Origin of the sequence: Novosphingobium aeonii (assembly GCF_052279045.1) — a bacterium.
In the GTDB taxonomy this organism is placed as follows: Bacteria; Pseudomonadota; Alphaproteobacteria; order Sphingomonadales; family Sphingomonadaceae; genus Novosphingobium.
Window position 1 is genome coordinate 1,023,364 of record NZ_CP176832.1, and the last position, 22,786, is coordinate 1,046,149.

Annotated in this window: 27 protein-coding genes; 20 read left to right on the forward strand and 7 right to left on the reverse strand. The window is 64.3% G+C overall.

Features of this window, described 5'->3' with window-relative positions:
* Nucleotides 1-13 precede the first annotated feature (13 nt).
* The 6 genes from argH (at nt 14) to ACLIMP_RS05155 (ending at nt 6,085) form a co-directional block, all read left to right on the forward strand.
* The gene (gene argH, locus ACLIMP_RS05130) at nt 14-1,387 is read left to right on the forward strand and encodes an argininosuccinate lyase (RefSeq protein WP_324699003.1); all 1,374 of its coding nucleotides are present in this window, start codon (nt 14-16) and stop codon (nt 1,385-1,387) included.
* Nucleotides 1,388-1,392: 5 nt separating this feature from the next.
* Nucleotides 1,393-1,632, forward strand: a complete 240-nt coding sequence (locus tag ACLIMP_RS05135) for a YdgH/BhsA/McbA family protein (RefSeq protein WP_054437144.1) — start codon at nt 1,393-1,395, stop codon at nt 1,630-1,632.
* Between the two features lie 76 nt (nt 1,633-1,708).
* Complete coding sequence (gene lysA, locus ACLIMP_RS05140; RefSeq protein ID WP_443478083.1) at nt 1,709-2,968, forward strand: diaminopimelate decarboxylase; 1,260 nt, start codon at nt 1,709-1,711, stop codon at nt 2,966-2,968.
* A gap of 86 nt (nt 2,969-3,054) precedes the next feature.
* Entirely contained in the window at nt 3,055-3,852 is a 798-nt protein-coding gene (locus ACLIMP_RS05145; RefSeq protein WP_324697954.1) for a precorrin-2 dehydrogenase/sirohydrochlorin ferrochelatase family protein, read from the forward strand.
* A gap of 347 nt (nt 3,853-4,199) precedes the next feature.
* Nucleotides 4,200-5,171 carry a hypothetical protein gene (locus ACLIMP_RS05150; protein ID WP_324697958.1) on the forward strand — a complete coding sequence of 324 codons (972 nt, stop codon included), beginning with the start codon at nt 4,200-4,202 and terminating at the stop codon, nt 5,169-5,171.
* Nucleotides 5,159-6,085 carry a transposase gene (locus tag ACLIMP_RS05155; RefSeq protein WP_443478084.1) on the forward strand — a complete coding sequence of 309 codons (927 nt, stop codon included), beginning with the start codon at nt 5,159-5,161 and terminating at the stop codon, nt 6,083-6,085. Before ACLIMP_RS05150 ends, ACLIMP_RS05155 begins: the two co-directional genes overlap by 13 nt.
* On the opposite strand, the gene ruvX is transcribed toward ACLIMP_RS05155, so the two are convergent.
* The 7 genes from ruvX to pyrE are packed head-to-tail and all read right to left on the reverse strand — an operon-like array spanning nt 6,082 to nt 11,531.
* Nucleotides 6,082-6,567: a Holliday junction resolvase RuvX gene (gene ruvX, locus ACLIMP_RS05160; RefSeq protein ID WP_054437127.1), complete on the reverse strand. Its 486-nt coding sequence runs from the start codon at nt 6,565-6,567 to the stop codon at nt 6,082-6,084. The two genes, ACLIMP_RS05155 and ruvX, sit on opposite strands and share 4 nt — an antisense overlap.
* A complete protein-coding gene (locus ACLIMP_RS05165; RefSeq protein ID WP_324697962.1) occupies nt 6,549-7,667 on the reverse strand; it encodes a DUF3089 domain-containing protein in 1,119 nt (372 codons plus the stop codon). The genes ruvX and ACLIMP_RS05165 overlap by 19 nt, the downstream gene beginning before the upstream one ends.
* A 32-nt stretch (nt 7,668-7,699) precedes the next feature.
* Nucleotides 7,700-8,812 (reverse strand): AI-2E family transporter, encoded by a 1,113-nt coding sequence (locus tag ACLIMP_RS05170; RefSeq protein WP_054437121.1) that lies wholly within the window; start codon nt 8,810-8,812, stop codon nt 7,700-7,702.
* Nucleotides 8,809-9,696: a signal peptidase I gene (gene lepB, locus ACLIMP_RS05175; protein WP_324697964.1), complete on the reverse strand. Its 888-nt coding sequence runs from the start codon at nt 9,694-9,696 to the stop codon at nt 8,809-8,811. Before lepB ends, ACLIMP_RS05170 begins: the two co-directional genes overlap by 4 nt.
* Before the next feature lie 58 nt (nt 9,697-9,754).
* Nucleotides 9,755-10,165 carry a holo-ACP synthase gene (acpS, locus tag ACLIMP_RS05180; RefSeq protein WP_054437114.1) on the reverse strand — a complete coding sequence of 137 codons (411 nt, stop codon included), beginning with the start codon at nt 10,163-10,165 and terminating at the stop codon, nt 9,755-9,757.
* A 17-nt stretch (nt 10,166-10,182) separates the two neighbouring features.
* Nucleotides 10,183-10,929 (reverse strand): pyridoxine 5'-phosphate synthase, encoded by a 747-nt coding sequence (locus ACLIMP_RS05185; protein ID WP_132469434.1) that lies wholly within the window; start codon nt 10,927-10,929, stop codon nt 10,183-10,185.
* Nucleotides 10,930-10,946: 17 nt separating this feature from the next.
* On the reverse strand, nt 10,947-11,531 hold the full coding sequence (pyrE, locus tag ACLIMP_RS05190) for an orotate phosphoribosyltransferase (RefSeq protein ID WP_054437112.1): 585 nt from the start codon (nt 11,529-11,531) through the stop codon (nt 10,947-10,949).
* Nucleotides 11,532-11,737: 206 nt separating this feature from the next.
* Between pyrE and coxB the strand changes: the two genes are divergently transcribed.
* From coxB to ACLIMP_RS05260, 14 genes are all read left to right on the forward strand, one after another.
* Complete coding sequence (gene coxB, locus ACLIMP_RS05195) at nt 11,738-12,793, forward strand: cytochrome c oxidase subunit II (protein WP_054437109.1); 1,056 nt, start codon at nt 11,738-11,740, stop codon at nt 12,791-12,793.
* Nucleotides 12,794-12,820: 27 nt separating this feature from the next.
* Nucleotides 12,821-14,509 (forward strand): cytochrome c oxidase subunit I, encoded by a 1,689-nt coding sequence (gene ctaD, locus ACLIMP_RS05200; protein ID WP_054437107.1) that lies wholly within the window; start codon nt 12,821-12,823, stop codon nt 14,507-14,509.
* Nucleotides 14,510-14,602: 93 nt separating this feature from the next.
* Nucleotides 14,603-15,520 carry a heme o synthase gene (locus ACLIMP_RS05205; RefSeq protein WP_420719859.1) on the forward strand — a complete coding sequence of 306 codons (918 nt, stop codon included), beginning with the start codon at nt 14,603-14,605 and terminating at the stop codon, nt 15,518-15,520.
* A gap of 11 nt (nt 15,521-15,531) precedes the next feature.
* The gene (locus ACLIMP_RS05210; RefSeq protein WP_165913272.1) at nt 15,532-15,678 is read left to right on the forward strand and encodes a cytochrome c oxidase system small membrane protein; all 147 of its coding nucleotides are present in this window, start codon (nt 15,532-15,534) and stop codon (nt 15,676-15,678) included.
* A complete protein-coding gene (locus ACLIMP_RS05215) occupies nt 15,678-16,268 on the forward strand; it encodes a cytochrome c oxidase assembly protein (protein ID WP_054437101.1) in 591 nt (196 codons plus the stop codon). The genes ACLIMP_RS05210 and ACLIMP_RS05215 overlap by 1 nt, the downstream gene beginning before the upstream one ends.
* Before the next feature lie 89 nt (nt 16,269-16,357).
* A complete protein-coding gene (locus tag ACLIMP_RS05220) occupies nt 16,358-17,179 on the forward strand; it encodes a cytochrome c oxidase subunit 3 (RefSeq protein ID WP_324697971.1) in 822 nt (273 codons plus the stop codon).
* A gap of 120 nt (nt 17,180-17,299) precedes the next feature.
* Nucleotides 17,300-17,866, forward strand: a complete 567-nt coding sequence (locus tag ACLIMP_RS05225) for an SURF1 family protein (RefSeq protein ID WP_443478085.1) — start codon at nt 17,300-17,302, stop codon at nt 17,864-17,866.
* Between the two features lie 112 nt (nt 17,867-17,978).
* Nucleotides 17,979-19,379 carry a threonine synthase gene (gene thrC / locus ACLIMP_RS05230; protein ID WP_324697975.1) on the forward strand — a complete coding sequence of 467 codons (1,401 nt, stop codon included), beginning with the start codon at nt 17,979-17,981 and terminating at the stop codon, nt 19,377-19,379.
* A gap of 11 nt (nt 19,380-19,390) precedes the next feature.
* Nucleotides 19,391-20,278, forward strand: a complete 888-nt coding sequence (locus ACLIMP_RS05235; RefSeq protein WP_324697977.1) for a class I SAM-dependent methyltransferase — start codon at nt 19,391-19,393, stop codon at nt 20,276-20,278.
* 26 nt (nt 20,279-20,304) lie between these two features.
* Nucleotides 20,305-20,676 (forward strand): dihydroneopterin aldolase, encoded by a 372-nt coding sequence (locus ACLIMP_RS05240; RefSeq protein ID WP_054437087.1) that lies wholly within the window; start codon nt 20,305-20,307, stop codon nt 20,674-20,676.
* A gap of 3 nt (nt 20,677-20,679) precedes the next feature.
* Nucleotides 20,680-21,009, forward strand: a complete 330-nt coding sequence (locus tag ACLIMP_RS05245; protein ID WP_324697979.1) for a Rossmann fold domain-containing protein — start codon at nt 20,680-20,682, stop codon at nt 21,007-21,009.
* 8 nt (nt 21,010-21,017) lie between these two features.
* Nucleotides 21,018-22,022 (forward strand): GTP 3',8-cyclase MoaA, encoded by a 1,005-nt coding sequence (moaA, locus tag ACLIMP_RS05250; RefSeq protein WP_324697981.1) that lies wholly within the window; start codon nt 21,018-21,020, stop codon nt 22,020-22,022.
* 2 nt (nt 22,023-22,024) lie between these two features.
* Nucleotides 22,025-22,267, forward strand: a complete 243-nt coding sequence (locus ACLIMP_RS05255) for a MoaD/ThiS family protein (protein WP_324697983.1) — start codon at nt 22,025-22,027, stop codon at nt 22,265-22,267.
* Nucleotide 22,268: 1 nt separating this feature from the next.
* The gene (locus tag ACLIMP_RS05260) at nt 22,269-22,715 is read left to right on the forward strand and encodes a molybdenum cofactor biosynthesis protein MoaE (RefSeq protein WP_324697985.1); all 447 of its coding nucleotides are present in this window, start codon (nt 22,269-22,271) and stop codon (nt 22,713-22,715) included.
* Nucleotides 22,716-22,786 lie beyond the last annotated feature (71 nt).

Sequence of the window (22,786 nt, forward strand, 5' to 3'; positions counted from 1 at the left end):
AGGCTCCAACCAGATGTGGGGGGGACGGTTCGAAGGTGGACCGTCTGCAATCATGCGCGAGATAAATGCCTCGATCCCCTTCGACAAGGCATTGTGGCGGCAGGACATCGCGGCCAGCAAGGCGCACGTCGCGATGCTGGGGGCTTGCGGCGTGGTTTCGGCCGAGGACGCGATCACAATTCGCGATGGCCTCGATCAGGTTGCGGCCGAGTACGAAGTCTCCGGAGTTCCCGAAAACTGGGACCTCGAGGACATTCACATGACCACCGAGGGTCGCCTTGCCGAGCTGATCGGCCCGGTTGCAGGACGCCTCCACACCGCCCGTTCGCGTAACGACCAGGTGGCGACCGATTTCCGGCTCTGGGTGCGCGATGCCGTCGATCAGGCCGATGCGGGTCTCGAAGCGCTCCAGAAGGCGCTCGTCGCCCGTGCCGGTGAGCATGCCGATTCGATCATGCCCGGCTTCACCCATCTCCAGACCGCGCAGCCGGTGACGCTGGGCCATCACCTCATGGCCTATTACGAGATGATCGGCCGCGACCGTTCGCGGTTTGCCGACGCTCGCAAGCGCATGAACCGCAGCCCGCTCGGCGCCGCGGCGCTTGCCGGAACCGGCTTCCCGATCGACCGCACGATGACCGCGCAGGCGCTCGGCTTCGACGCGCCGACCGACAACAGTCTCGATTCGGTGTCGGACCGCGATTTCGCGCTCGATTACCTGATGGCGGCCAGCCAGTGTTCGCTGCACCTTTCGCGTCTGGCCGAAGAATTCATCATCTGGGCCAGCCAGCCCTTCGGTTTCGTGGCACTGCCCGATTCGCTGTCCACGGGCAGCTCGATCATGCCGCAGAAGAAGAACCCGGACGCCGCGGAACTGGTGCGCGGCCATTCGGGCCGGATCGTTGGCTGCCTCACCAGCCTGATGATCACCATGAAGGGTCTGCCGCTGGCCTATTCGAAGGATATGCAGGACGACAAGCCGCCGGTCTTCGAGGCGGCTAGCCTGCTGGCGCTGTCGATTGCGGCGATGACCGGCATGGTTGCGGAAACCCGCTTCCGCACCGATCGCATGCGCGGCGCTGCCGAACTGGGCTTCGCCACTGCCACCGATCTCGCCGACTGGCTGGTGCGCGAAGGCAACATTCCCTTCCGCGAGGCGCACCACATCACCGGTTCGGCGGTAAAGCTGGCCGAGCAGCGCGGTGTCGCGCTCGACCAATTGCCGCTGGAAGACCTCAAGGCCATCGACAGCCGCATCGACGAGCGCGTATTCAAGGCGCTCTCGGTCGAGGCTTCGGTCGCCGCGCGCAAGTCGCACGGTGGCACCGCGCCCGAGCAGGTACGCCTGCGCGTTGCCGAAGCCCGGCTCGCGCTCGGTCTGGAGTGATCTGAATGCGCAAGACGGCTGCCCTGATCCTGTTTCTCGCCCTTTCGGCCTGCGGCCAGCGGTCCGCGCTCGCGCTGAAACCGGGGCAGCAGCTTCCGCCCGCGCCCTATGGTCGCGAGCAGAAACCGGGCAGCGCGGAACTGCTCAATACGCCCACGCTGGCGATACCCGAGCGTAGCGTCGAATTGCGCACCCGCTCGGAATCGCGTGAGGACGATCCTTTCGACCTCCCGCCCCCGGAATAAGCCTCTTTCCTGTTTGCCGCGTTTTCGTGGGCCGGGCCGTTCGCCTGGCTCGAAAAATGCCTTAGCCGAGACGACCATGGACCATTTCGAACTCACGAACGGCGAGCTTTTCGCCGAAGACGTGCCGCTGGCTGCGATTGCCGCCGAAGTCGGTACGCCAGTTTACGTCTATTCCCGCAGCACGCTCAGCCGCCATGCCCGCGTGTTTCGTGAAGCGCTGGCGGAACTGCCCAAGGTTCACATCGCCTTCGCCGTGAAGTCCAACCCGAATCTTGCGGTGCTTCGCCTGCTTGCCAGGGAAGGTTACGGCGCCGACGTCGTATCCGAGGGTGAAATGAACCGTGCCCTCGCTGCGGGAATTCCTGCCGGGGACATCGTGTTTTCGGGCGTGGGCAAGACCCGCCGCGAACTGACCGCCGCCGTGAAGGCAGGGATCGGCCAGTTCAATCTCGAAAGCGAGGAAGAAGGTGTGGAACTGGCGGAGATCGCCGCCGCACTCGGCCTGCGCGCGCCTTGCGCCCTGCGGGTCAATCCGGATGTGGATGCGCGCACGCACGCCAAGATTTCCACTGGCAAGGCGGACAACAAGTTCGGCGTTGCCTATGACCGTGCGGCCGGGATCTATGCTCGTCTCTCGGGGCTGGTCGGGTTGGATATGAAGGGCCTTGCGGTTCATATCGGCAGCCAGATTTCCGATCTCGAACCCTCGCGCCTCGCCTTCATCAAGATGGGCGAGCTGATGGAGGCGATCCGTGCCGAAGGTCATTCGGTGACGCACATGGATCTCGGCGGCGGGCTGGGCGTGCCTTACAAGGCCACCGATTCGCTGCCGACACCGCAGGACTACGGCGCGATGGTCGCATCGGTGGCGAAGGACTGGGGCGTCACCCTGATGTTCGAGCCGGGCCGTGTGATCACCGGGAATTCCGGCGTGCTCGTTACCGAAGTCGTCCGGGTCAAGGAAGGCGCGGTGAATCCCTTTGTCGTGGTTGATGCGGCGATGAACGATCTTGCGCGCCCCGCCATGTACGATGCCTGGCACGACTTCGCGGCAGTGAAGCCCAACGGCAGGACCATGACCGCCAACATCGTCGGACCCATCTGCGAAAGCTCTGATACGTTCGCCATGGGCCGCGAGATCGATGAGGTCGTATCGGGCGATCTGGCGATCTTCCGCACGGCAGGCGCCTATGGTGCGACCATGGCGAACACCTACAACAGCCGTGCGCTGGTGCCCGAAGTGATGGTGGACGGAGACAAGTGGGCGATCGTTGCCGCCCGGATCGAGCCGAAAACGATCCTCGCGGCGGAAACCGTGCCGGAGTGGCTGGCCTGACCCGGAACAGTCCCGCGGGCTTCGACAATCATGGCCTGAACGGATAGGAACGGCGCAGTCCGTCGTTCCTATCGAGGCCGTTCTTCATGATTGAAAGTTTACCGCTGTTCCACCGCCTCACCGGCCAACCGGTGGTGGTGCTGGGAGCGGGCGAAGCGGCGGAAGCCAAGCGCCGGCTGGTGGAACGGGCTGGCGCGCGTCCTGTCGCAAGCCTTGAGGAGGGGATCCTCGAAGGCGCGCGAATAGCCTTTGTCGCGCATGAGGACGAGGCGCTGGCACTGGCCGACGCGGCGCGCGCGCGGGAAGCCGGGCTCCTGGTTAATGTGCCGGATCGGCCCGCACTATGCGATTTCACTGTGCCGTCGATTCTCGATCGGACGCCGGTTCTGCTGGCTATCGGTACGGGCGGGGCTTCGGCAGGGCTGGCGAAGCAGCTCCGCCTGCGGCTGGAGATGCTCTTGCCGCAGACGCTGGGCGCGCTCGCGCAAGGGCTGTTCTCTGCCCGTGCAGCGTTGCGGACGCGTTTTCCCGATGCCGGTGAGCGGCGGCGCGCTCTTGATGCCGCGCTGGGTGAGGGCGGCCCGCTCGATCCGCTGGTGGAGCAGAGCGCAGCGCGTATCGAAGGCTGGCTGGCGAATGCGACCCCTGTCTCGACCGGCATGGTGGAAATCCGGCTGCGAAGCGCGGACCCCGAAGACCTGACCTTGCGCGAGGCCCGGCTCCTGGGATCGGCAGACCGGGTCATGCATGAACTGGCTGTTCCGTCAGCCGTGCTGGAACGCGCCCGCGCCGATGCTGGCCGTTTTCCGATCCCGGCCGATGACGAGGCGGTTGCATCCGCCGAGGGCCTGACGATCGTGCTGCGCGCGGCCTCGTCAGGTTGATTCCCATAAGACATCCAAAGTGCGACACTATTGAGGGTCAATTACGTCGGTTAATTGTATATTTACAATTGCAGGAAATTAATTAAGCCGGAAGGCGGGTGTGCGGCAACCTTGTTATTTACGGCGGATCATCAGTGCCGAAGGGGGATGTTTTGCAGCGAACGGATTCATTGATTTTTGAGTTGCCGCAGATCGATCTTGCCCTGCTTCCCGATCTCGATAGTCCAGTTGCACTTCACGGTACCCTTGCAGATCGTGACCGCCTGCAATGCCTAGATGACAATCGTGCGCTTCTTGTCCCCTGCCTTTACGAACTGCATCCGGGTACGTGATACCGGTCGCATAGAATGCAGCAGGACGCATTTCAGGCGCTTTCCCCAGACGCGCAATGGACCGAGGGGCAACGCGAACTCGCCCAGGCAGTGGCCGATTGGCGGGCCGTGCCCGGCGCCGCACCGACCCTGGCGGCGATGGACCGCTTCGGGCGCGGGGAAAGGTTCGAGGACTGTCAGCCGCTGAGTGCACTGTTCACCGCTGACGGCGTTTCGGCACGGACTTTCGTGGATGATCTCGTTGGCCGGGTACTTTCGGTGCTGCGGCGATATCCCCTGGGGCAATTACCGCTCCGTCACAGCCGCCTGGAGGTGGTTGATACCGTCCTGCTCGCTCATGCCGGGAACGCCACCCTGGGGCTTTCCCTTTACGATGAAAGAGCGCTGCAACTCCAGCCGGCGCCAGAGACCGTCGAATTCGCGGGGCTGGAGACTTGGGCTCTGGTTCTTGCGGGGGAGGGGCAGGCGGAGCGGATCGAACGCATTCCCGTCTCGGATAAACAGGCGGAATTCCACCGGGAAACTGTCCCGCTGCGCGCGGGAACGCGGCTTTACCGGGACGGATCGCGGCAAGCGCATCAGGTCCGTTCCGTGCGCGGCAGTCTCGTCGTGCTGCGCCTCCAGAGGTTCGTGCCGGAAACCGATGCCGTGCGTGAATACGGCCTGGCCGATGGCGCGCTGATACGCCGGGCGGCCGCACGTCTGGAACAGACCCGGCTCGACATGGCGATGGCCGTGCTTGCGGCGCTGGGGCGGCGTGATGCGGTGCCGCTCATGTCGAAAATTGCGCTTGGAGATGGGGCTGCGGAGCTGCGTTGGCAGGCGCTGCGGGCCATCCTTGCGCTCGACACGCGGGCGGGCATGGTGCTGCTGGGCAATGTGGCGGCAAGCGACGACGCTGTGCTGGCGTCGCCGGCCAAAGAGCTGCGTCGGTCGTTGCTCGTCCAGTGGCCGGAACTGGAAAAGGTGGCCCAATGGCGCGGGTAATGGCGATGCGCGACCCGACGGTGGCTTCGCTCGCCGAGTTTGTCGACGCGATCTCGGGCTGGGGTTTCGATCCGCGCGAGGAGGTCAGTCTTTCCCACGCCGCCAACTGGTTGCAGCGGCTCGGTAACGATCGGACGTTCCTGGGCGACCTGCTCGTGGACATGCTGGCCGGCCTTTCGCCGGTTCCCGATGGCGCCGATGCGCTTGCGGGCGTGGGGCCGGAATCGATCATGCTGGTCACGCCGGGACAAGGCAATTTCTTCCTCAATGCACGAATCTGGCCTGCGCCCGGTGATTCCCAGTTCCGTGCCAGCGGGCCGGAGGCTTTCGGCTACGGACAGGCGCACGATCATAACTACGACCTGCTGGCGCTGGGATATTTCGGCCCGGGGTATCTCTCGGATGAGTATGAGTACGATCGCGAAGCCGTCTCGTGGCATGTCGGGCAGTCGGTGCAACTACGTCCGCAAGGACCTCTCGTGCTGGAGCAGGGCCGCATCGTCCATTACCGGGCGCAGCGCGACGTTCATGTGCAGCACCCCCCGGCGTCCCTCTCGGTGGCGCTGAACCTCGTGCATACACAGCCTGGGCAGGCGTGGATGGATCACTGCGAGTTCGATATCGAGCGTGGCACCGTTACCCGCGTGCTGGGACATGGCCCGAGCGAGAGTTTCCTGCGCATCGCCGTGGCACTGGGCGGGGAAGAGGCGCTGGACATCGCGAGCCGCTTCGGAAAATCGCACCCGAGCGACCGCATGAGGCTGGTCGCGTGGGATGCCTTGGCGAGCGGGACCGCGGATGCCGCGTTGCGCGATGCGGTCTGGAGGGATGCGGAGCAGTGCGGCAGCCGGTGGGTGGCTGCCGAAGCACGAAAGCGGAGAGGGGAGGAAGCGGCGCGTCAGTTTACGACCTAGAAGAGCCCACCCGCCATCGCGTCGATCGCGCCTTGCAGGATGACGGCGGCAGCGGCGGAATCGATGCGGGTGGCGCGCTTGGCCCGGCTCATGTCCTGTTCGATCAGCCCGCGTTCCGCGCCGGAAGTGGACCAGCGTTCGTCCCAGAGCAGGATAGGCAGGCCCAGTGCGGAGAGGTTGCGCGCATAGGCGCGGCTGGACTGGGACCGCGGGCCTTCGGACCCGTCCATGTTGAGAGGCAGGCCGATGACGATGCCCTTGATGGAACGTTCACGGACCAGTTCCATCAGCAGTTCCTTGTCCGCGCCGAACTTGCCCCGTTTGAGCGTCTTGCCGGGCGAAGCGAAGCGCCAGCCTGCATCGCAGAAAGCGGTGCCGATCGTTTGGGTGCCGAGATCGAGCCCCAGCAGCGCGCCGCCGGTTTCGGGCAGGGCATCGCGATAATCCAGCGCGCTCGCGGTGATCACTGTGCCTTCTGCCATTTCGCAACCCGTCCTTCGAAGTCCGCGCGAAGGTTCGCCCAGAACAGGGTCACGTCATAGAGATGGTAGTTGTTTCCGGGAAGAACGTAAGGGCCCATCTCGAGTGCGGGAGGCGGGCCGATGTGGAGAAAATTGTCGGTACCGCAAGCGGCGGGGACCGTCGCCTTCGCCAGGGTTCCGGCCGCAGTGGCGAAATCGGGTACCAGGGTGCCGAGGTTGGCCGCTGCATCGGCGCTTCCCCCGTCGGTGCCGGTGATCGGATTGGTGCAGAGAAACGGGCTGGCGGCCACGCTCTGCCCATCGAGCCCGGTCCGGCGGGCATAGGCTTTCAGCAGCATCTGCGTATCGGCGGGATCGGCCACCGAAAGCCAGCTCACCACGCAATTGACGTCATCGGCGTTCCGGCAGGCGGGAAGGCCCATCTTCGGCAGGTCATGGGCCAGCGAGACCGGCCACCCTATCACGTAGGCGGCGATGATACGGCGCGCGAGCGGCGTTCCCGCAACCCGGTCGCGCATGAGGCGGCGCAGGAGGAAGGCGCCCTGGCTGTGTCCGGCCAGCACGATCGGGCGGTTGCCGGGCACGGCCTTCACGAAAGTGTCGAATGCGGCCAGGACATCCGAATAGGCGAGATCGATGGCCTCGTTCGCCGGCTTCTCGCCAGTGAGGAACGCGCCGATGGCGGCCTGGCGGTAGCGGGGTGCCCATAATTCGCCCGCGGCGTTGAACGGGCTCGCCATGCCTTTCACGAACAGGGCGGCGCGGTCCTGCGAAACCTTGTCAGCGAAGCTGGCGTTCCATGCGCTGCGATCGATCAGGCTGGTGGGATGGACGAAGAACACCGCGACCGGCAGGGGCTTGGTGGGTGGGGTCACGCCGGGTGGAAGCCAGTGGGCCGGATCGTTTTCGATCCCCGGCCCGGAAATCCACATGTGCGGATCTCGCCAGGCTTCAGGCCCGAGCTTCTGCTGCGACGCGAAGGTCACGTTCGGCACGAACGCCATTTCCGTGAGCCGATCCGACCACAGGCGCAGGGCCACCAGCGAACCGATCAGCAGTGCGACGATAACGGCGATTGCGTAGAGGAACTTGCGAGCCATGGTTCAGGGTCTTGCCCGCCGGTGCGTGACGGTCAAGCGCCGGTATCCGGAGCGCCACGATCAAGGGTATGCTCTCCATCCTCACCGTTGCGGGCAGCTTCGCGTTCGAGCCAGATCTTTATCATCGCCACCAGCGGATCGGCCAGCGCAAGCCCCAGCAGCCCGAACAGCACCCCCATGATGAGCTGTGCCGCGAGCACCAGGGCAGGAGGCAGGTCCACGGTCTTGCGGGCGATCATCGGTACGATGAGATAGCCGTCGATCAGGTGTATCAGCAGATAGACAAAGATCGTGTAGAGCCCCATCTCGTAGCCGCCCGAAAAGCCGACGAGCACCATGATCATGCCCGAGATCGGGGCGCCGATATTGGGCAGGAAGGCCAGGAGGCCGGTGATGAGGCCAAGCAGCGCCGCCATCGGCACGCCGTAGAATTGCAGCATCGCCCAGGTGAACAGGCCCTCCACGGTCATGCCGATCAGGCGTCCGAACAGCAGGCGGCGCAGGGCCTGGCCCATGACCTTGACCGTCGCCTCGAAATGGTCGCGCCGGTCGATCGGGAGCATCCAGCCCACACCGCGGCGATAGAGGCGCGGCTCCATGGCGAAGTAGATGCCAAGGACAAGGATCAGGAACAGTGTCGTGAACACGCCGATCAGGCCGCCGACCACGCGTGTCACCTGCCCGATCCCGCCGACTGCTTCCTGCGCCATGCCGCGAAGCTCGGTGACGCGCGGTTGAATCCCGTGCGCATGAAGCCAGTTGAGCCCGTGGCGGAACTGGCTTTCGATGGTGGCCGGAAGTTCGGCTGCCTGAAGTGCGATCTGGCTGCCGGCGAAGCGTGCGACCCAGAGCAGGAACAGCATGGCGAAGAGCAGCACGAGGCCCACGCGCCATCCGCGCGGAATCTTGAGTATCTTGCCCAGCAGGCGGGCGCCGCCGTCGATCAGGGCACCGAACACGATGCCGCCGAAGATCACGAGCAGCGATTGGGAAAGAAAGACAGCCAGCGCCAGCAGGGCGGCCATGCCGATCCAGACGAACGCCCTGCGGGCCTCCGTGCGGATCAGGGGATCGGAAATATCGGTGGGGCCGGCGCGCTCGGCGATGTCGGTCCCCGTTTCGTCTTCCGCCCCCGTTGCCATCATTTCCAGGCCTTGGTCTCGTCCACCGGGGGACGCAGGCTGGAGAACGATCGGCCGGGCCGCAGTGCGCCCCACCAGGTCAGCGGATTCCAGGTCTGGGTTCCGTCGAGCGAGAACGTGACGAATTCCGCTCTTCCGCCAATGTCGGACAGAGGCACCGGCCCGCCCAGGCCACCGCCGGGCTGGCCGAACATGTCGGTTTCGAACGGCGCACGGCTGTCTGCCGAACGGTCGCGGTCATCACCCATCAGGAAGACGTGGCCTTCTGGCACCTTGATCTCCGGATAATCGTCCAGTTCCTGGTCGATGTAGTCGATCACGTCATAACTGGCGCCGTTCGGCAATGTTTCACGATAGGTCGGCATCTCGTAAACTTCCTTGCCGCTCCGCAGGCGGGTACGGAATTGTTCGAAGCCGTCATAGCAGTGGCCGGGTTCGGCATCGCCTTCGCAGCGCAGCGAATCGTCGGCGGCAAGGCGCACCGGCGGCTCGACCTCGCGCGGAACGAAGCGGCCGTTCAGCCGGATGCGCCCATTGATGACCGCAATCCGATCACCCGGGAGCGCAACCACGCGCTTGATGAGATCGGCCTTGCGATTGCCGGGCACGACGATGACGATGTCGCCGTATTCCGGTGTCTGGCCCAGAATGCGCCGGGTGCTGCGCGGGAGCATGTGGAAGCTGGCCGATGACCAGTTCCAGCCATAGGGATATTTGGAAACGACCAGACGGTCCCCCACCAGCAACCCCGGCATCATCGAGATCGACGGAATGTAGAACGGCTTGGCGATCAGCGAGTGGAACGCGAGCACGCCCACCAGCATCAGCGCCAGTCCGCGAAATTCGTGAAGCCAGTTGACCTTTTCCGTCGCCGGAGGAGCCTTCATGGGGACCTCGCTGGAAGTCGGCGTGGGCTGGTGAATCATGTCCCGGGGATACTCGGCGTCAGGAATGGGGAATCGGGCGTGCTTCGATGATTACGAAGGCCTGCGCCCATGGATGATCGTCGGTGAGCGTGAGGTGAACCACGGCTTCATGACCGGCGGGAATCAGGGAATCAAGCCGCGTCTTCGCCCCGCCGGTGAGAGCCAGGGTGGGCGCGCCGGACGGGGCATTGGCCACTCCGATGTCCTTCATGAACACTCCGGCCTTGAAGCCGGTCCCGACCGCCTTGGAAAACGCTTCCTTCGCCGCGAACCGCTTCGCCAGGGTGCCAGCCTTGGTGAAAGGCCGGCGATTGGCCTTGGTGCGCTCCAGCTCGGTGAAGACGCGGTTCTCGAAACGCTCACCGAACCTGTCGAGCGAGTTCTGGATTCGCTCGATGTTGCACAAGTCCGAGCCGAGGCCGATGATCATGGAATGCCGGGTCCTTTTTACCTGACCTCGTCCATCAGGGCGCGCATCTTGCGCACGCTGGCGTCGAGCCCGCAGAATATCGCCTCGCCGATAAGGTAGTGGCCGATGTTGAGTTCCGCCAGTTGCGGAATCGCGGCAATCGGCTGGACATTCTCGTAAGTAAGGCCGTGCCCGGCATGGGGCTCGATGCCGTTCTTGGCCGCCAGCGCGGCCATATCGGCGATCCGCCTGAGTTCGGTGGCGACGTCGGCGCCGGTGGCATGGGCATATTCGCCGGTGTGGAACTCGACCACCGGCGCGCCAAGCTTCATGGCCGCTTCGATCTGGCGTGCTTCCGGGGCGATGAACAGGCTCACGCGAATGCCGGCGTCCGAGAGGCGCGAGACGATCGGGGCGAGCCTGTTGTGCAGGCCGGCGGCGTCCAGTCCGCCTTCGGTGGTGCGCTCCTCGCGCCGTTCCGGCACGATGCACGCGGCATGAGGGCGATGGCGCAGGGCGATCTCGAGCATCTCGTCGGTTGCCGCCATTTCCAGGTTGATCGGCAACCCGGTTGCAGTCGCCACGCGTTCGAGATCTTCGTCGCGGATGTGGCGGCGATCTTCGCGCAGATGCACGGTGATGCCGTCGCCGCCGGCCTCGGCGACGATCCGGGCGGCGCGCGCCGGATCGGGGTGCTCGCCGCCGCGCGCGTTGCGGATGGTGGCCACATGGTCGATGTTGACGCCGAGGCGAAGCCGCCCCGGATTGAGAACGCTGCTCACCATCGCTTCCCCCTAGAGGCTCAGACCTGTGCCCGGCTGCCGGGCTTGGTTGCGGGCTTGGCGGCCAGTTCGGCCGGAACTTCGTCATCGGCGTAAGTCGGGAAGTTGAGCGCGACGAGCGGGAAGAACGGCACCCCGAGATCGACGGCGCCGGCCGTGCGATCAACCAGCGAGGCTGCCGCAACGACTTCGCCGCCGGCTTCCTCGATCGCCTTGATCGCCTCGCGGCTGGACAGGCCGGTCGTGACCACGTCCTCGACCATCAGCACCTTGTCGCCCGGTTCGAGGGCAAAGCCGCGGCGCAGTTCGAACGTGCCGGTGGGGCGCTCGACGAACATCGCGTCGACCTGAAGCGCGCGGCCCATTTCCTGGCCGATGATGACCCCGCCCATCGCCGGGGAAACGACCTTGGTGATGGACTTGCGAATATCGTGGGGGAGTTTTGCGGCGAGCGCGACGGCGAGTCTCGCGGCGCGGTCGGGGTTCATCAGAACACGGGCGCATTGCAGGTAGTGCGCACTGTGTCGGCCCGAGGAAAGCAGGAAATGCCCCTCAAGCAAAGCCTTGCTGGCGCGGAACTCGGCGAGGACTTCTTCTTCCTGCATCGGGGGGTGATCCTTTGGTGCAATTTGCAATGTTCTGGCACGGCGGCGAGGCCCCGCGCGTCAAAAATCCCCTAGAGGCGCTTGAGACGGGCGGCAAGGCCGCGTATAGCCCCCGGTGAAGGGGGGCACAAAGCCTCCGCAATAGGGGTGCGCGCTTGGGAGGCGACTCACTGCGCGTTCATAAAGAAAACGGAAGCGCTATAACCATGATATTGGGCAAAACCGTTCGTACCTTGGGCGAGGCTGCAAAGGCTCTCGGTATCGTTTCAGCCGGAGTTCTGGCGCTTTTCACCGTTCCGGCGCTTGCGGCGGCAGGTGCTTCCGATGCGGCACCCGCAGCGGTGGCCGGCTATACGCCGATGAAGCCGACGCCGGGTATCGGCATGCCGGTCGAAGGCGGAATCGGTCTCCAGCAACAATTTTCCAAGCTCGGCGAATATGGCGAGTGGATCCATGATGGCGTGCTCATGCCGATCATCACGGCGATCACGCTTTTCGTCCTGCTGCTGCTGGTGATCATCGCGGTGCGCTTCAATCGCCGCGCCAACCCGGTCGCGTCGAAGACGAGCCACAACACGATCCTCGAAGTGGTATGGACCCTGGTTCCGGTGCTGATCCTGATCGGCATCGCGGTTCCCTCGATCGACCTGATCGCCAAGCAGTACAAGCCGGCCCAGAAAGGCGCGCTGACCATCAAGGTCACGGGCAACCAATGGTTCTGGACTTACGGTTACCCCGACAATGGCGACTTCGAAGTCGTCTCGAACATGCTCAACCTTCCCGGTCAGCCGGTCATCAACAACGGCGTGCGCGAAGTGGGTTCCAAGCCCTGGGACGGTCCCTCGCACCTTGAGGTCGACAACCGCATGGTCGTGCCGGTGGGTGAACCGATCCGGCTCCAGATCACTGCAGCCGACGTGATTCACTCGTTTGCGGTGCCCTCGCTGTGGTTCAAGCTCGACGCCGTTCCCGGCCGCATCAACGAGAAGGTGCTCCTGGTCGAGAAGCCCGGGGTCTACTACGGCCAGTGCTCGGAACTGTGCGGCGCCAAGCATGGCTATATGCCGATCGCGGTCGAAGCGCTTCCCCGTGCACAATACGATGCCTGGGTGCTGTCCCACGCCGGCGGCGTGATCGATGGTCAGGCCAAGCCTGCCGCCGCAGTTGCGCCGGCAGCATCCACCGCAGCGGCCCCTGCCGCAGTCGCCACGGCCGAAGCGACGGAGGCAGCCGCCTCCGACGCGACAGCCGCAGCCGAATAAGAGCGAATCGAAGGACAGGGTCCAACCATGGCAACCACCGCTCCAGAGCATTTCCAAGGTCACGTGGATCACCACGGACACGCAGATCACGACCATAAGCCGAGCTTTTTCGCGCGCTGGTTCATGTCCACCAACCACAAGGACATCGGAACGATGTACCTGATCTTCGCGATCATCGCGGGGATCATCGGCGGCGCCTTTTCGGGCATGATGCGCGTCGAACTGGCCGAACCGGGCATCCAGTACCTGGATATCTTCGCCCGCTGGTTCGGCGCGACCAACCCTGACTTCAACTCCACGCTGCATGTCTGGAACGTCCTGATAACGGCCCATGGCCTCATCATGGTGTTCTTCATGGTCATGCCGGCGATGATCGGCGGCTTCGGCAACTGGTTCGTGCCGCTCATGATCGGCGCGCCGGACATGGCCTTCCCGCGCATGAACAACATTTCGTTCTGGCTGACCGTGGCGGGCTTCATCTCGCTGCTGTGCTCGGCCTTCGTGCCTGGCGGCACGGGGCTTGGCGCAGGTACGGGCTGGACCGTCTATGCCCCGCTCTCGACCACCGGCTCGCCCGGACCCGCGGTCGATTTCGGCATCTTCGCGCTGCACCTTTCGGGGGCCGGCTCGATCATGGGCGCGATCAACTTCATCACCACGATCTTCAACATGCGTGCCCCCGGCATGACCATGCACAAGATGCCGCTCTTCGTGTGGTCGATGCTCGTTACCGCGTTCCTGTTGCTGCTCTCGCTGCCGGTTCTGGCCGCTGCGATCACCATGCTGCTGACCGACCGCAACTTCGGCACCACCTTCTTCGATCCTTCGGGCGGCGGCGATCCGGTGCTTTATCAGCACCTGTTCTGGTTCTTCGGCCACCCCGAAGTCTACATCATGATCCTGCCCGGCTTCGGCATCATCTCGCAGATCATCTCGACCTTCTCGAAGAAGCCGGTGTTTGGCTACCTCGGCATGGCCTATGCGATGGTCGCGATCGGTGTCGTCGGCTTCATCGTCTGGGCACACCACATGTACGCCACCGGCATGTCGGTGAACACGAAGATGTACTTCACCGCCGCCACCATGGTCATCGCGGTGCCTACGGGCATCAAGATCTTCTCGTGGATCGCGACGATGTGGGGCGGTTCGGTCGAGTTCAAGAGCCCGATGGTCTGGGCGATCGGCTTTATCTTCCTCTTCACCGTCGGCGGCGTGACCGGCGTGGTGCTGGCGAACGGCGGCGTCGACGACGTGCTGCACGACACCTACTACGTCGTGGCGCATTTCCACTACGTGCTCTCGCTGGGTGCCGTCACTGCGCTCTTCGCCGGGTTCTACTACTGGTTCCCGAAGATGAGCGGCCGGATGCATTCCGAGTTCCTCGCCCACGTCCATTTCTGGATCTTCTTCGTGGGCGTGAACATGATCTTCTTCCCGATGCACTTCCTCGGGCTGCAGGGCATGCCGCGCCGCTATCCGGACTATGCCGAGGCGTACCAGCACTGGAACCACGTCGCGACGATCGGCTACATGGTCATGGCGACCAGCCTCGTGGTCTGGTTCATCAACATCGCCTATGCTTTCCTGGCCGGTCGCAAGGCCGAGGACAGCTATTGGGGTGAAGGTGCGACCACGCTTGAGTGGACGCTGACCAGCCCGCCGCCGTTCCACCAGTTCGAGACGCTCCCCGTGATCGAGGATGCGGCTCACCACTGATCGAGCCGTCGTCGTCCCGGATAGGTCCGGGACGACGACCGGTTCCCAGGCCCTCGCTTTTCGGGCCTTTGCGGGTGTATGGGGCCAAGCACCATGATGACTACGAGTCCCACTACTGCCGCCGCTCCGCTCCCGGCCGACTGGCGCGATCTCTTCGCGCTGACCAAGCCGCGGGTGATGAGCCTGGTCATTTTCACCGGCCTTTGCGGCCTGCTTGCCGCGCCTGAGCGGATCAATCCTGTTCTCGCGTTCACCGCGATTCTGTGCATCGCCATGGGCGCGGGAGGGGCGGCCGCGCTCAACCAATGGTGGGAAGCGGATCTTGACGCCGGGATGAAGCGCACTTCGAAGCGCCCCCTGCCGCAGGGCCGTCTCGACCGCACCACGGCGCGCGATTTCGCGGGCGTGCTCTGCGCCGTCTCGGTATTCCTGATGGGCTTCGCGGTCGGCTGGCTTCCTGCTGCGATCCTTGCGATCTCGATCATCTATTATGCCGTGATCTACACGATCTGGCTGAAGCCGCGCACGCCGCAGAACATCGTGATCGGTGGCGGCGCCGGCGCGTTCCCTCCGTTGATCGGGTGGGTTGCCGCGACCGGACATGTCACGCTGATGCCGGTGCTGCTCTTTGCCATCATATTCTTCTGGACCCCGCCGCATTTCTGGGCGCTCGCGCTGTTCGTCAAAAGCGATTACGCCAAGGTCGGCATCCCGATGATGCCGGTCGTCGCGGGCGAGAAGGCCACGCGCCGCCAGATCCTGCTCTACGCCATCCTCCTGCTGCCGCTTTCGGTGCTGCCATGGTGGATCGGCGGTGCCGGGGCCGTCTACGGGGTTTCCGCGATCGTGCTTTCCACGCTGTTCCTGGCGTTCTCCGTTCGTGTCGGGCTGCGGGAACGCAGCGGACCCGAGGATACGATGAAGCCGGAAAAGCAGCTCTTCGCCTATTCCGTGCTCTACCTCTTCGTGCTGTTCGCGGCGCTGGTGGTGGATCGCTTCATCGTCCTGTGAAAGATCGAAGCATGAACGACATCCCGCAACCAGAACCCGGAACGCCCGATATCCGCACGCCGGAGCAGATTCGGCGGAGCCGGAACCGGGTGCTGGCGCTCAGCCTCGCGGCGTTCGTGGTGCTGGTGTTCTTCATCTCGATCGCGAAGATGGGCTGATGGAGACGGCGATCGCACCTGTCCGCAGCAACCGGCGCGTCGCTTTCATCGCCCTGTCGATGGCGTTGCTGATGCTGGGCCTCGGTTACGCTTCCGTCCCGCTCTACCGCATCTTCTGCCAGGTTACCGGCTACAACGGGACTACGCGCCGTGTGGACGAGACGCAGGCGGCAGCCGTGCAGGTGACGGACAAGACCATGTCGATCCGCTTCGACGCCAATGTCGAACGAGGCATGCCGTGGCAGTTCAAGCCACTCCAGCGCACCGACACCGTGACCATCGGTGAGCGCGATATGGCGCTTTTCTGGGCCAAAAACGATTCCGACAAGGTGATCACCGGCACGGCGAGCTTCAATGTCGAGCCTGAGCAGGCGGCGCGCTACTTCAACAAAATCCAGTGCTTCTGCTTCACCGAGCAGACGCTCCAGCCGGGCGAAGCGGTGAAGATGCCGGTGATCTACTACGTCGATCCGGCGATCCTGAACGATCCCGACAACAAGGACGTGGAGCAGATCACGCTCAGCTACACCTTCCATGTCACCAGCGTCTCCGATGCAAAGACACTGGACCACAGCCAAACGGGCGGTTAAGTCCCGGGGCGGGAAACAAATCACGGGGGGAGCATTACCCCACCGGAAGAATCGAACACCGAAGTTTCGAGAACGGGGAAGAAGGCACCATGGCCGGTACCAAGAATCACGATTACCACATTCTTCCGCCGGACATCGCGCCGCTGGCCACCACCATCGGCGCGCTGACATTCACGACGGGGATGGTCCTGTTCATGCATGACATGGCGGGCGGCAAGTTCGTGCCCTGGCTGGGCCTTGCCATCCTGATCGCCTCGATGTTCATGTGGTTCTCGAAGATCATCAAGGAAGCGCACGCGGGCGACCACACGCCGGTCGTGCAGCTTCACCAGCGCTACGGCATGATCCTGTTCATCGCTTCGGAAGTGATGTTCTTCGTCGGCTGGTTCTGGGCCTTCTTCGATTTTTCGCTGTTTCCCTCGACGCTTTCCGAAGCGGTCGGTGGACAGTGGCCGCCCAAGGCGATCGAGGCGGTCATGGACCCGTTCGACCTGCCCTTGCTGAACACGCTGATCCTGCTCTGCTCGGGCACCACGGTAACCTGGGCGCATCACGCGCTGATCCATGGGGACCGCGAAGGCCTGAAGAAGGGCCTCTGGGCAACCATCCTGCTTGGCGTGCTGTTCTCCTGCATCCAGGCCTATGAATACGTTCACGCGCCGTTCCCCTTCGGCCAGAACACCTATGGCTCGGCGTTCTACATGGCGACGGGCTTCCACGGCTTCCACGTCATCGTCGGCACCATCATGCTGATCGTCTGCCTGAAGCGTGCGTACAACGGCGACTTCACGCCGCGTCAGCACTTCGGTTTCGAAGCTGCTGCGTGGTACTGGCACTTCGTCGACGTGGTGTGGCTGTTCCTTTTCGTCGCCATCTACATCTGGGGCGGCTGGGGTTACCCGACGCATTGATGCTGCCGCCCGATTCGGGCGATGGCGATCCGATCGAAAGGGGCAGTCCGACTTCGCGTCGGCTGCCCCTTTCGGTTTCGGAACACTGATCCGGGGCAGGCCCCGATCCGAGGAAGCACGATGCACCGCATTCCCATTTTTTCGACGCTGGTCGTGCTCGCCGCCGCAGGGCTGATGGTGGGGCTCGGCTTCTGGCAATTGCAGCGCCTTCACGAAAAGGAAGCGCTGCTTTCCAGTTATGCCAGCGCGCAAAGGTTGCCCGGTGAAGTCGAATGGCCGCGCAGCAAGGAAAAGCAGCAGGGCTTCCTGTACCGCCGCGCTCGGCTCGAATGCGCTGTCGTCACCGGCCATTCGAGCATTGCCGGGCGCAATGCCAAGGACGAATCGGGCGCCGCGCAGACGGCCGACTGCACTTTGGCAGACGGAACGAAGGCCTTGGTCGTGCTCGGATGGTCGCGCATGCCGATGGCCGCCGGCGGCTGGGCAGGGGGCGAGGTCCACGGTGTGATCGCACCCGGACCGAGGCTCGTCGCTGCGCCGCCATTGGCGGGGCTGGAGGCGAACGCCATTCCCGATCCCGCCGAGATACCGAACAATCACTTGTCCTACGCCGTGCAGTGGTTCTTTTTCGCGGCGACGGCTCTGGTCATCTACGTTCTTGCATTGGCGAAAGGGCGCCGGCCCTGACCGCAAGGCGGAGCCCGGAATGAAATTTCGCCTCGGCCAGCTTTAGGAATTGTTCTTGCCCAACCTGCACGACAGGCTTTTCATTTCGCGCCCCTGCCGCTAACCGCGCCCGATGGACTATATCAGCACCCGTGGCAGCGCTCCCGCGCTCGATTTCGAAGGCGCGACACTGGCCGGCCTGGCTTCCGACGGCGGTCTTTATGTTCCGCGCGAGTGGCCTCGCTTTTCGGCTGACGAAATCGCGGCCATGGCGGGCCTGCCTTATGCCGAGCTGGCGGCGAAGATCATGTTCCCCTTCGTCGAGGGAAGCCTGACTTACGACCGCCTGCTGGAGCTGACGACCCAGGCTTACGGCCGCTTCGCGCACAAGGCGGTAACGCCGCTCAAGCAGCTGGACGAGCAGCAGTGGGTGCTGGAACTGTTCCACGGGCCGACACTGGCTTTCAAGGACGTGGCGCTGCAGCTGCTGGGCCTGCTGTTCGAGGAATTCCTCGGCCGCTCGGAGCGTAACCTGACCATTGTCGGCGCGACTTCGGGCGACACCGGTTCGGCGGCGATCGACGCGGTGGCCGGACGGGCCAAGGTCGATATCTTCATGATCCACCCGCATGGCCGTGTCTCCGATGTGCAGCGTCGCCAGATGACGACGGTGCTGGCACCGAACGTTCACAACATCGCCATCGACGGCTCTTTCGACGATGCGCAGGCGATGGTGAAGCGCATGTTCAACGATCGCGACGTGACGGGACGCTTCGCGATCGGCGCCGTGAACTCTATCAACTGGGCGCGCCTGATGGCCCAGGTGGTCTATTACTTTGCTGCAGGTCTCCAGCTTGGCGCGCCGCACCGTAAGGTCGCTTTCTCGGTGCCTACCGGCAATTTCGGCGATGTGTTCGCCGGATACGTCGCCGCGCAGATGGGCTTGCCGGTCGAGAAGCTGATCGTTGCCACCAACGTCAACGACATCCTTCACCGTGCGCTGGCCGAAGGCGACTATTCGCAGGGTACTGTCACGCCAACTGCTGCACCCTCGATGGACATCCAGGTTTCGTCCAACTTCGAACGCCTCCTGTTCGATCTGGGCGGCCGCGATGGCGCCGCGCTGGCTGCGCAGATGGCAGGGTTCGAGGCGACCAGGGCCATGAAGCTCACCGAAGCCCAGCGTGAAGGTGCCGCGGCACTGTTCCAGTCTGCCCGCGCCGATGGTGACGAAATGGCGCAGGCTATCCGCTGGGCCTGGGAAAACTGCGGCGAACTGATCGACCCGCACACCGCTTGCGGCCTGTTCGCCGCGCGGTCCGCCGGGATCGACGCTGCCGTTCCCGTCGTAACGCTGGCGACGGCGCATCCCGCCAAGTTCCCGGACGCGGTAGAGCGTGCGACCGGTCAGCGTTCCGGGCTGCCGGCCCGCGTGGGCGACTTGTTCGAGCGCGAGGAAAAGTGCGTCGAACTGCCGGGCGACTACGAGGCGATCGCCGCGTTCGTGGCCGAGCACGCGACCCCGAAGGTCTGACAGAGGGCTCCATGGCAGACATCGCAACCCAGCCGCTGATCCTCGCAGGGGAGGGCTGGGATGACTATGGCCTCGTCGATTCGGGGCACGGACGCAAGCTGGAACGCTACGGCAGCTACCGCTTCGTGCGCCCCGAACCGCAGGCGATGTGGACGCCGCGGCTCGAGAACTGGGATGCGCACGGCGAATTCGTGCCGGGCTCTGACGAGGACGGCGGCGGCCGGTGGCTGTTCGACAAGATGGTTCCGCGTGAAGGCTGGCCGCTTGCCTGGAACGAAGTCGGCTTCACCGCGCAGTGCACGCCGTTTCGCCATCTGGGGTTCTTCCCGGACATGGCCCCGGTGTGGGACTGGATGCGGGACATGCTTGCCGGGCAAGCCGATGCCAGCACGCTGAACCTCTTCGGCTACACCGGCGTCGGCACGCTTGCGTTGTCGGCCCATGGCCCGGTCACGCACGTCGATGCCTCCAAGAAGTCCGTCGCCCAGGCGCGCGAGAATGCAGAGCTGGCCGGGCTGGGAGATCGTCCGGTGCGCTGGCTGATCGACGATGCAGCCAAGTTCACCGCGCGCGAAGTGCGCCGGGGCAAACGCTATGACGGGATCATTCTCGATCCGCCGAAGTTCGGACGCGGCCCTACCGGCGAAACCTGGCGCCTGGAGGAAAACCTTCCCGGCCTGCTTGCCGATTGCCGCCAACTGCTCGACGCGGACAGCAAGTTCCTGTTTCTAACCGTCTATGCCGTGCGCATGTCGTCATTGGCGCTGGCGGGGCTGATGGAGGAACTGTTCCGCGACCTGCCCGGCACGATCGAGCATGGCGACCTCGCCGTGCGCGAAGACGGGGAGGGCCGTCTCCTCCCCACCGCAATCTTCGCGCGCTGGCGAAATAACGGCTAAGGGCCCCCGCCATGCACTCCAATGCCATGACCGATTCGCTCATTCTCGAAGTCGCCGATTTCGAACACGATGTCCTCACCGGCATCTATTCGGAAGAAACCGGCAAGCCGCAGCCGCTGCGCTTCACGATCACCGTGCACATGAAGCCCGCCGATCACTACGCGCCGGACACGCCGCTGACCGCCAGCAAGAACTATATGGACCTCAAGTTCGCAGCCAGCGAAGCGCTGCCGCAGGGTGTCCACTTCAAGCTGATCGAGGCGGTGGCCGATCACGTCTGCGAAACGCTGTTTCTTCAGGACGAGCGGGTTGAGGCGGTAACGGTGAAGATCGTCAAGCTGGCCATCGCAGAAGCCGGCGAGAAGATCGGCATGACGCTTACGCGGCTGCGTCGCTGAATCATGATCCTGCGCGTTGGACCATTGGCGGATGATCCGCTCGATGCCGCCGCGCAGTTTCACGCCGGCGCCCTGGCCGAAGCCCGCTCGATACTGGCAGGGGGCGAGACGTCGCTGGTTCTGGTCTTCACGGCCGCCGGCCATGCCCATCGTGGCTGGCGGCTCGCTGCCGTGCAGGGGCTTGCCCGCGAACATGCGCCGCGCCGCGTCAATGGGCTTGCGGGCGACAGTGCCGAGGCGATAGCCGCCGTGGCCGAGTGGCTGAATCTGGCGCCCGCCGTGACGGGGCAATACCTTTCGCTTGCTGGAAAGGGCGCGGGGGCCTTACTATAACCGTAGCAATGAGAACATGTTCGCCCCTTGTCGACCAGTTCCAGCGCCGCATCACCTATTTGCGGCTCTCGGTGACTGACAGGTGTGACTTGCGCTGCGCCTATTGCATGCCCGAACGCATGACCTTCCTTCCGAAGAAGGATGTTCTCAGTCTTGACGAACTGCACCGCATGGCGCTCGGTTTCATCGGCCGTGGCATTACCCGCCTGCGGCTGACCGGCGGAGAACCGCTTGTCCGGCGGGACATGATCGACCTGGTGCAGGCCCTGGGCCGCAAACTGGGCGATGGGCTGGAGGAATTGACCCTCACGACCAACGGAACCCGGCTGGCCGAATTTGCCGACGATCTGGCCGCCGCCGGGATCCAGCGGATCAATGTCTCGCTGGACACGCTGGACCGAGCGGGCTTCGCCCGGCTGACGCGCCGCGATTCGCTGCCGCAAGTGCTGGAAGGGCTGGCGGCGGCCAAGGCGGCCGGCCTGCGCGTCAAGATCAACACCGTCGCGCTGAAAGGCCTGAACGAGGCCGAGATTCCCGAAATCGTCGCCTGGGCGCATGGGCAGGGTTTCGAATCGACCCTGATCGAGGTCATGCCGCTTGGCGAGGTGGAGGAGGATCGTTTCGATCACTATCTGCCGCTTTCCTCGGTTCGCGAAGATCTGGAACGACGCTGGACGCTGGTACCCAGCCAGCACCGCACGGGCGGACCGGCGCGTTATTTCGACGTGGCGGAAACCGGCGGGCGCATCGGACTGATAACGCCGCTTACCCAGAACTTCTGCGAGGGGTGCAACCGCATCCGCGTGACGGCGACGGGCCAGCTCTACGCCTGCCTCGGTGGTAACGAGCGGGTGGACTTGCGGGCCGCCTTGCGCAGCGAGCATCCCGAGGCTGCGTTGGACGAGGCGCTCGACATGGCCATGAAGATCAAGCCGGCGCGGCACAATTTCGCGATCGATGCGCGCGGAGCGGCACCTGCGCTGGCGCGCCACATGTCGATGACGGGCGGTTGACGATGGCACTGCGTCTCGTGTTCCTGGGCCGTTTGGAGGATGCGGCAGGTGCTGCTTCTCTTGCCGTTCCGTTCTTGCCGACTCTGGCGGAGGTTGTCGGTGCGCTGGAGGCAGGGTTGGCCGATGCCCTGCGGGGTTCTCGGGTAAGGGTTGCCGTGAACGGAGTCGTCCTGAGCGGCGAAGGTCAGCCGGAACTGTGCGAGGGCGACGAGATCGCCTTCCTGCCGCCGGTTTCCGGTGGCTGACATGGCCGGTGATGTCCGCCTCTTGACCGGGGCTTTCGATCCGGCGTCACTGCTGCGGGATTTCACCGCCGCGCGGCCGCAGGCTGGTGGTATCGTCAGTTTTCTCGGGCAGGTTCGCGAGGGAGGCGGCGTGGAAGCGCTCGAACTGCGTCATTATGAACCGCTCACGCTTCCTGCGATGGAAGCGCTGGCGGCGCGTGTACTGGCGCGCTGGACGCTGGACGGGCTGCTCGTGGTTCATCGCAGTGGAACGATGGTGCCGGGAGAACCGATCGTCCTGGTCGCGGCAGCGGCGCGGCATCGCCGCGATGCTTTCGTCGCCGCGGATTTCGCGATGGACCATCTCAAGAGCGAATCATGGTTCTGGAAGCGTGAAAAAGTCGCCGGGGAGTGGCGCTGGATCGAGCCTCGCGAACAGGATATCGAGGATCTGGCCCGCTGGGCCTGACGGCGGGAACGAAATTTCGCGCGGATGCAGCGTACTTCACCTTCCGTTTGACCCTCGTCAATTTCATCGGG

Bases quoted from the DNA above. Each gene is read 5' to 3' on its own strand.
- argH (WP_324699003.1), top strand. From the start codon at position 14: ATGTGGGGGGGACGGTTCGAAGGTGGACCGTCTGCAATCATGCGCGAG.
- ACLIMP_RS05135 (WP_054437144.1), top strand. From the start codon at position 1,393: ATGCGCAAGACGGCTGCCCTGATCCTGTTTCTCGCCCTTTCGGCCTGC.
- lysA (WP_443478083.1), top strand. From the start codon at position 1,709: ATGGACCATTTCGAACTCACGAACGGCGAGCTTTTCGCCGAAGACGTG.
- ACLIMP_RS05145 (WP_324697954.1), top strand. From the start codon at position 3,055: ATGATTGAAAGTTTACCGCTGTTCCACCGCCTCACCGGCCAACCGGTG.
- ACLIMP_RS05150 (WP_324697958.1), top strand. From the start codon at position 4,200: ATGCAGCAGGACGCATTTCAGGCGCTTTCCCCAGACGCGCAATGGACC.
- ACLIMP_RS05155 (WP_443478084.1), top strand. From the start codon at position 5,159: ATGGCGCGGGTAATGGCGATGCGCGACCCGACGGTGGCTTCGCTCGCC.
- ruvX (WP_054437127.1), bottom strand. From the start codon at position 6,567: ATGGCAGAAGGCACAGTGATCACCGCGAGCGCGCTGGATTATCGCGAT.
- ACLIMP_RS05165 (WP_324697962.1), bottom strand. From the start codon at position 7,667: ATGGCTCGCAAGTTCCTCTACGCAATCGCCGTTATCGTCGCACTGCTG.
- ACLIMP_RS05170 (WP_054437121.1), bottom strand. From the start codon at position 8,812: ATGATGGCAACGGGGGCGGAAGACGAAACGGGGACCGACATCGCCGAG.
- lepB (WP_324697964.1), bottom strand. From the start codon at position 9,696: ATGAAGGCTCCTCCGGCGACGGAAAAGGTCAACTGGCTTCACGAATTT.
- acpS (WP_054437114.1), bottom strand. From the start codon at position 10,165: ATGATCATCGGCCTCGGCTCGGACTTGTGCAACATCGAGCGAATCCAG.
- ACLIMP_RS05185 (WP_132469434.1), bottom strand. From the start codon at position 10,929: ATGGTGAGCAGCGTTCTCAATCCGGGGCGGCTTCGCCTCGGCGTCAAC.
- pyrE (WP_054437112.1), bottom strand. From the start codon at position 11,531: ATGCAGGAAGAAGAAGTCCTCGCCGAGTTCCGCGCCAGCAAGGCTTTG.
- coxB (WP_054437109.1), top strand. From the start codon at position 11,738: ATGATATTGGGCAAAACCGTTCGTACCTTGGGCGAGGCTGCAAAGGCT.
- ctaD (WP_054437107.1), top strand. From the start codon at position 12,821: ATGGCAACCACCGCTCCAGAGCATTTCCAAGGTCACGTGGATCACCAC.
- ACLIMP_RS05205 (WP_420719859.1), top strand. From the start codon at position 14,603: ATGATGACTACGAGTCCCACTACTGCCGCCGCTCCGCTCCCGGCCGAC.
- ACLIMP_RS05210 (WP_165913272.1), top strand. From the start codon at position 15,532: ATGAACGACATCCCGCAACCAGAACCCGGAACGCCCGATATCCGCACG.
- ACLIMP_RS05215 (WP_054437101.1), top strand. From the start codon at position 15,678: ATGGAGACGGCGATCGCACCTGTCCGCAGCAACCGGCGCGTCGCTTTC.
- ACLIMP_RS05220 (WP_324697971.1), top strand. From the start codon at position 16,358: ATGGCCGGTACCAAGAATCACGATTACCACATTCTTCCGCCGGACATC.
- ACLIMP_RS05225 (WP_443478085.1), top strand. From the start codon at position 17,300: ATGCACCGCATTCCCATTTTTTCGACGCTGGTCGTGCTCGCCGCCGCA.
- thrC (WP_324697975.1), top strand. From the start codon at position 17,979: ATGGACTATATCAGCACCCGTGGCAGCGCTCCCGCGCTCGATTTCGAA.
- ACLIMP_RS05235 (WP_324697977.1), top strand. From the start codon at position 19,391: ATGGCAGACATCGCAACCCAGCCGCTGATCCTCGCAGGGGAGGGCTGG.
- ACLIMP_RS05240 (WP_054437087.1), top strand. From the start codon at position 20,305: ATGACCGATTCGCTCATTCTCGAAGTCGCCGATTTCGAACACGATGTC.
- ACLIMP_RS05245 (WP_324697979.1), top strand. From the start codon at position 20,680: ATGATCCTGCGCGTTGGACCATTGGCGGATGATCCGCTCGATGCCGCC.
- moaA (WP_324697981.1), top strand. From the start codon at position 21,018: ATGAGAACATGTTCGCCCCTTGTCGACCAGTTCCAGCGCCGCATCACC.
- ACLIMP_RS05255 (WP_324697983.1), top strand. From the start codon at position 22,025: ATGGCACTGCGTCTCGTGTTCCTGGGCCGTTTGGAGGATGCGGCAGGT.
- ACLIMP_RS05260 (WP_324697985.1), top strand. From the start codon at position 22,269: ATGGCCGGTGATGTCCGCCTCTTGACCGGGGCTTTCGATCCGGCGTCA.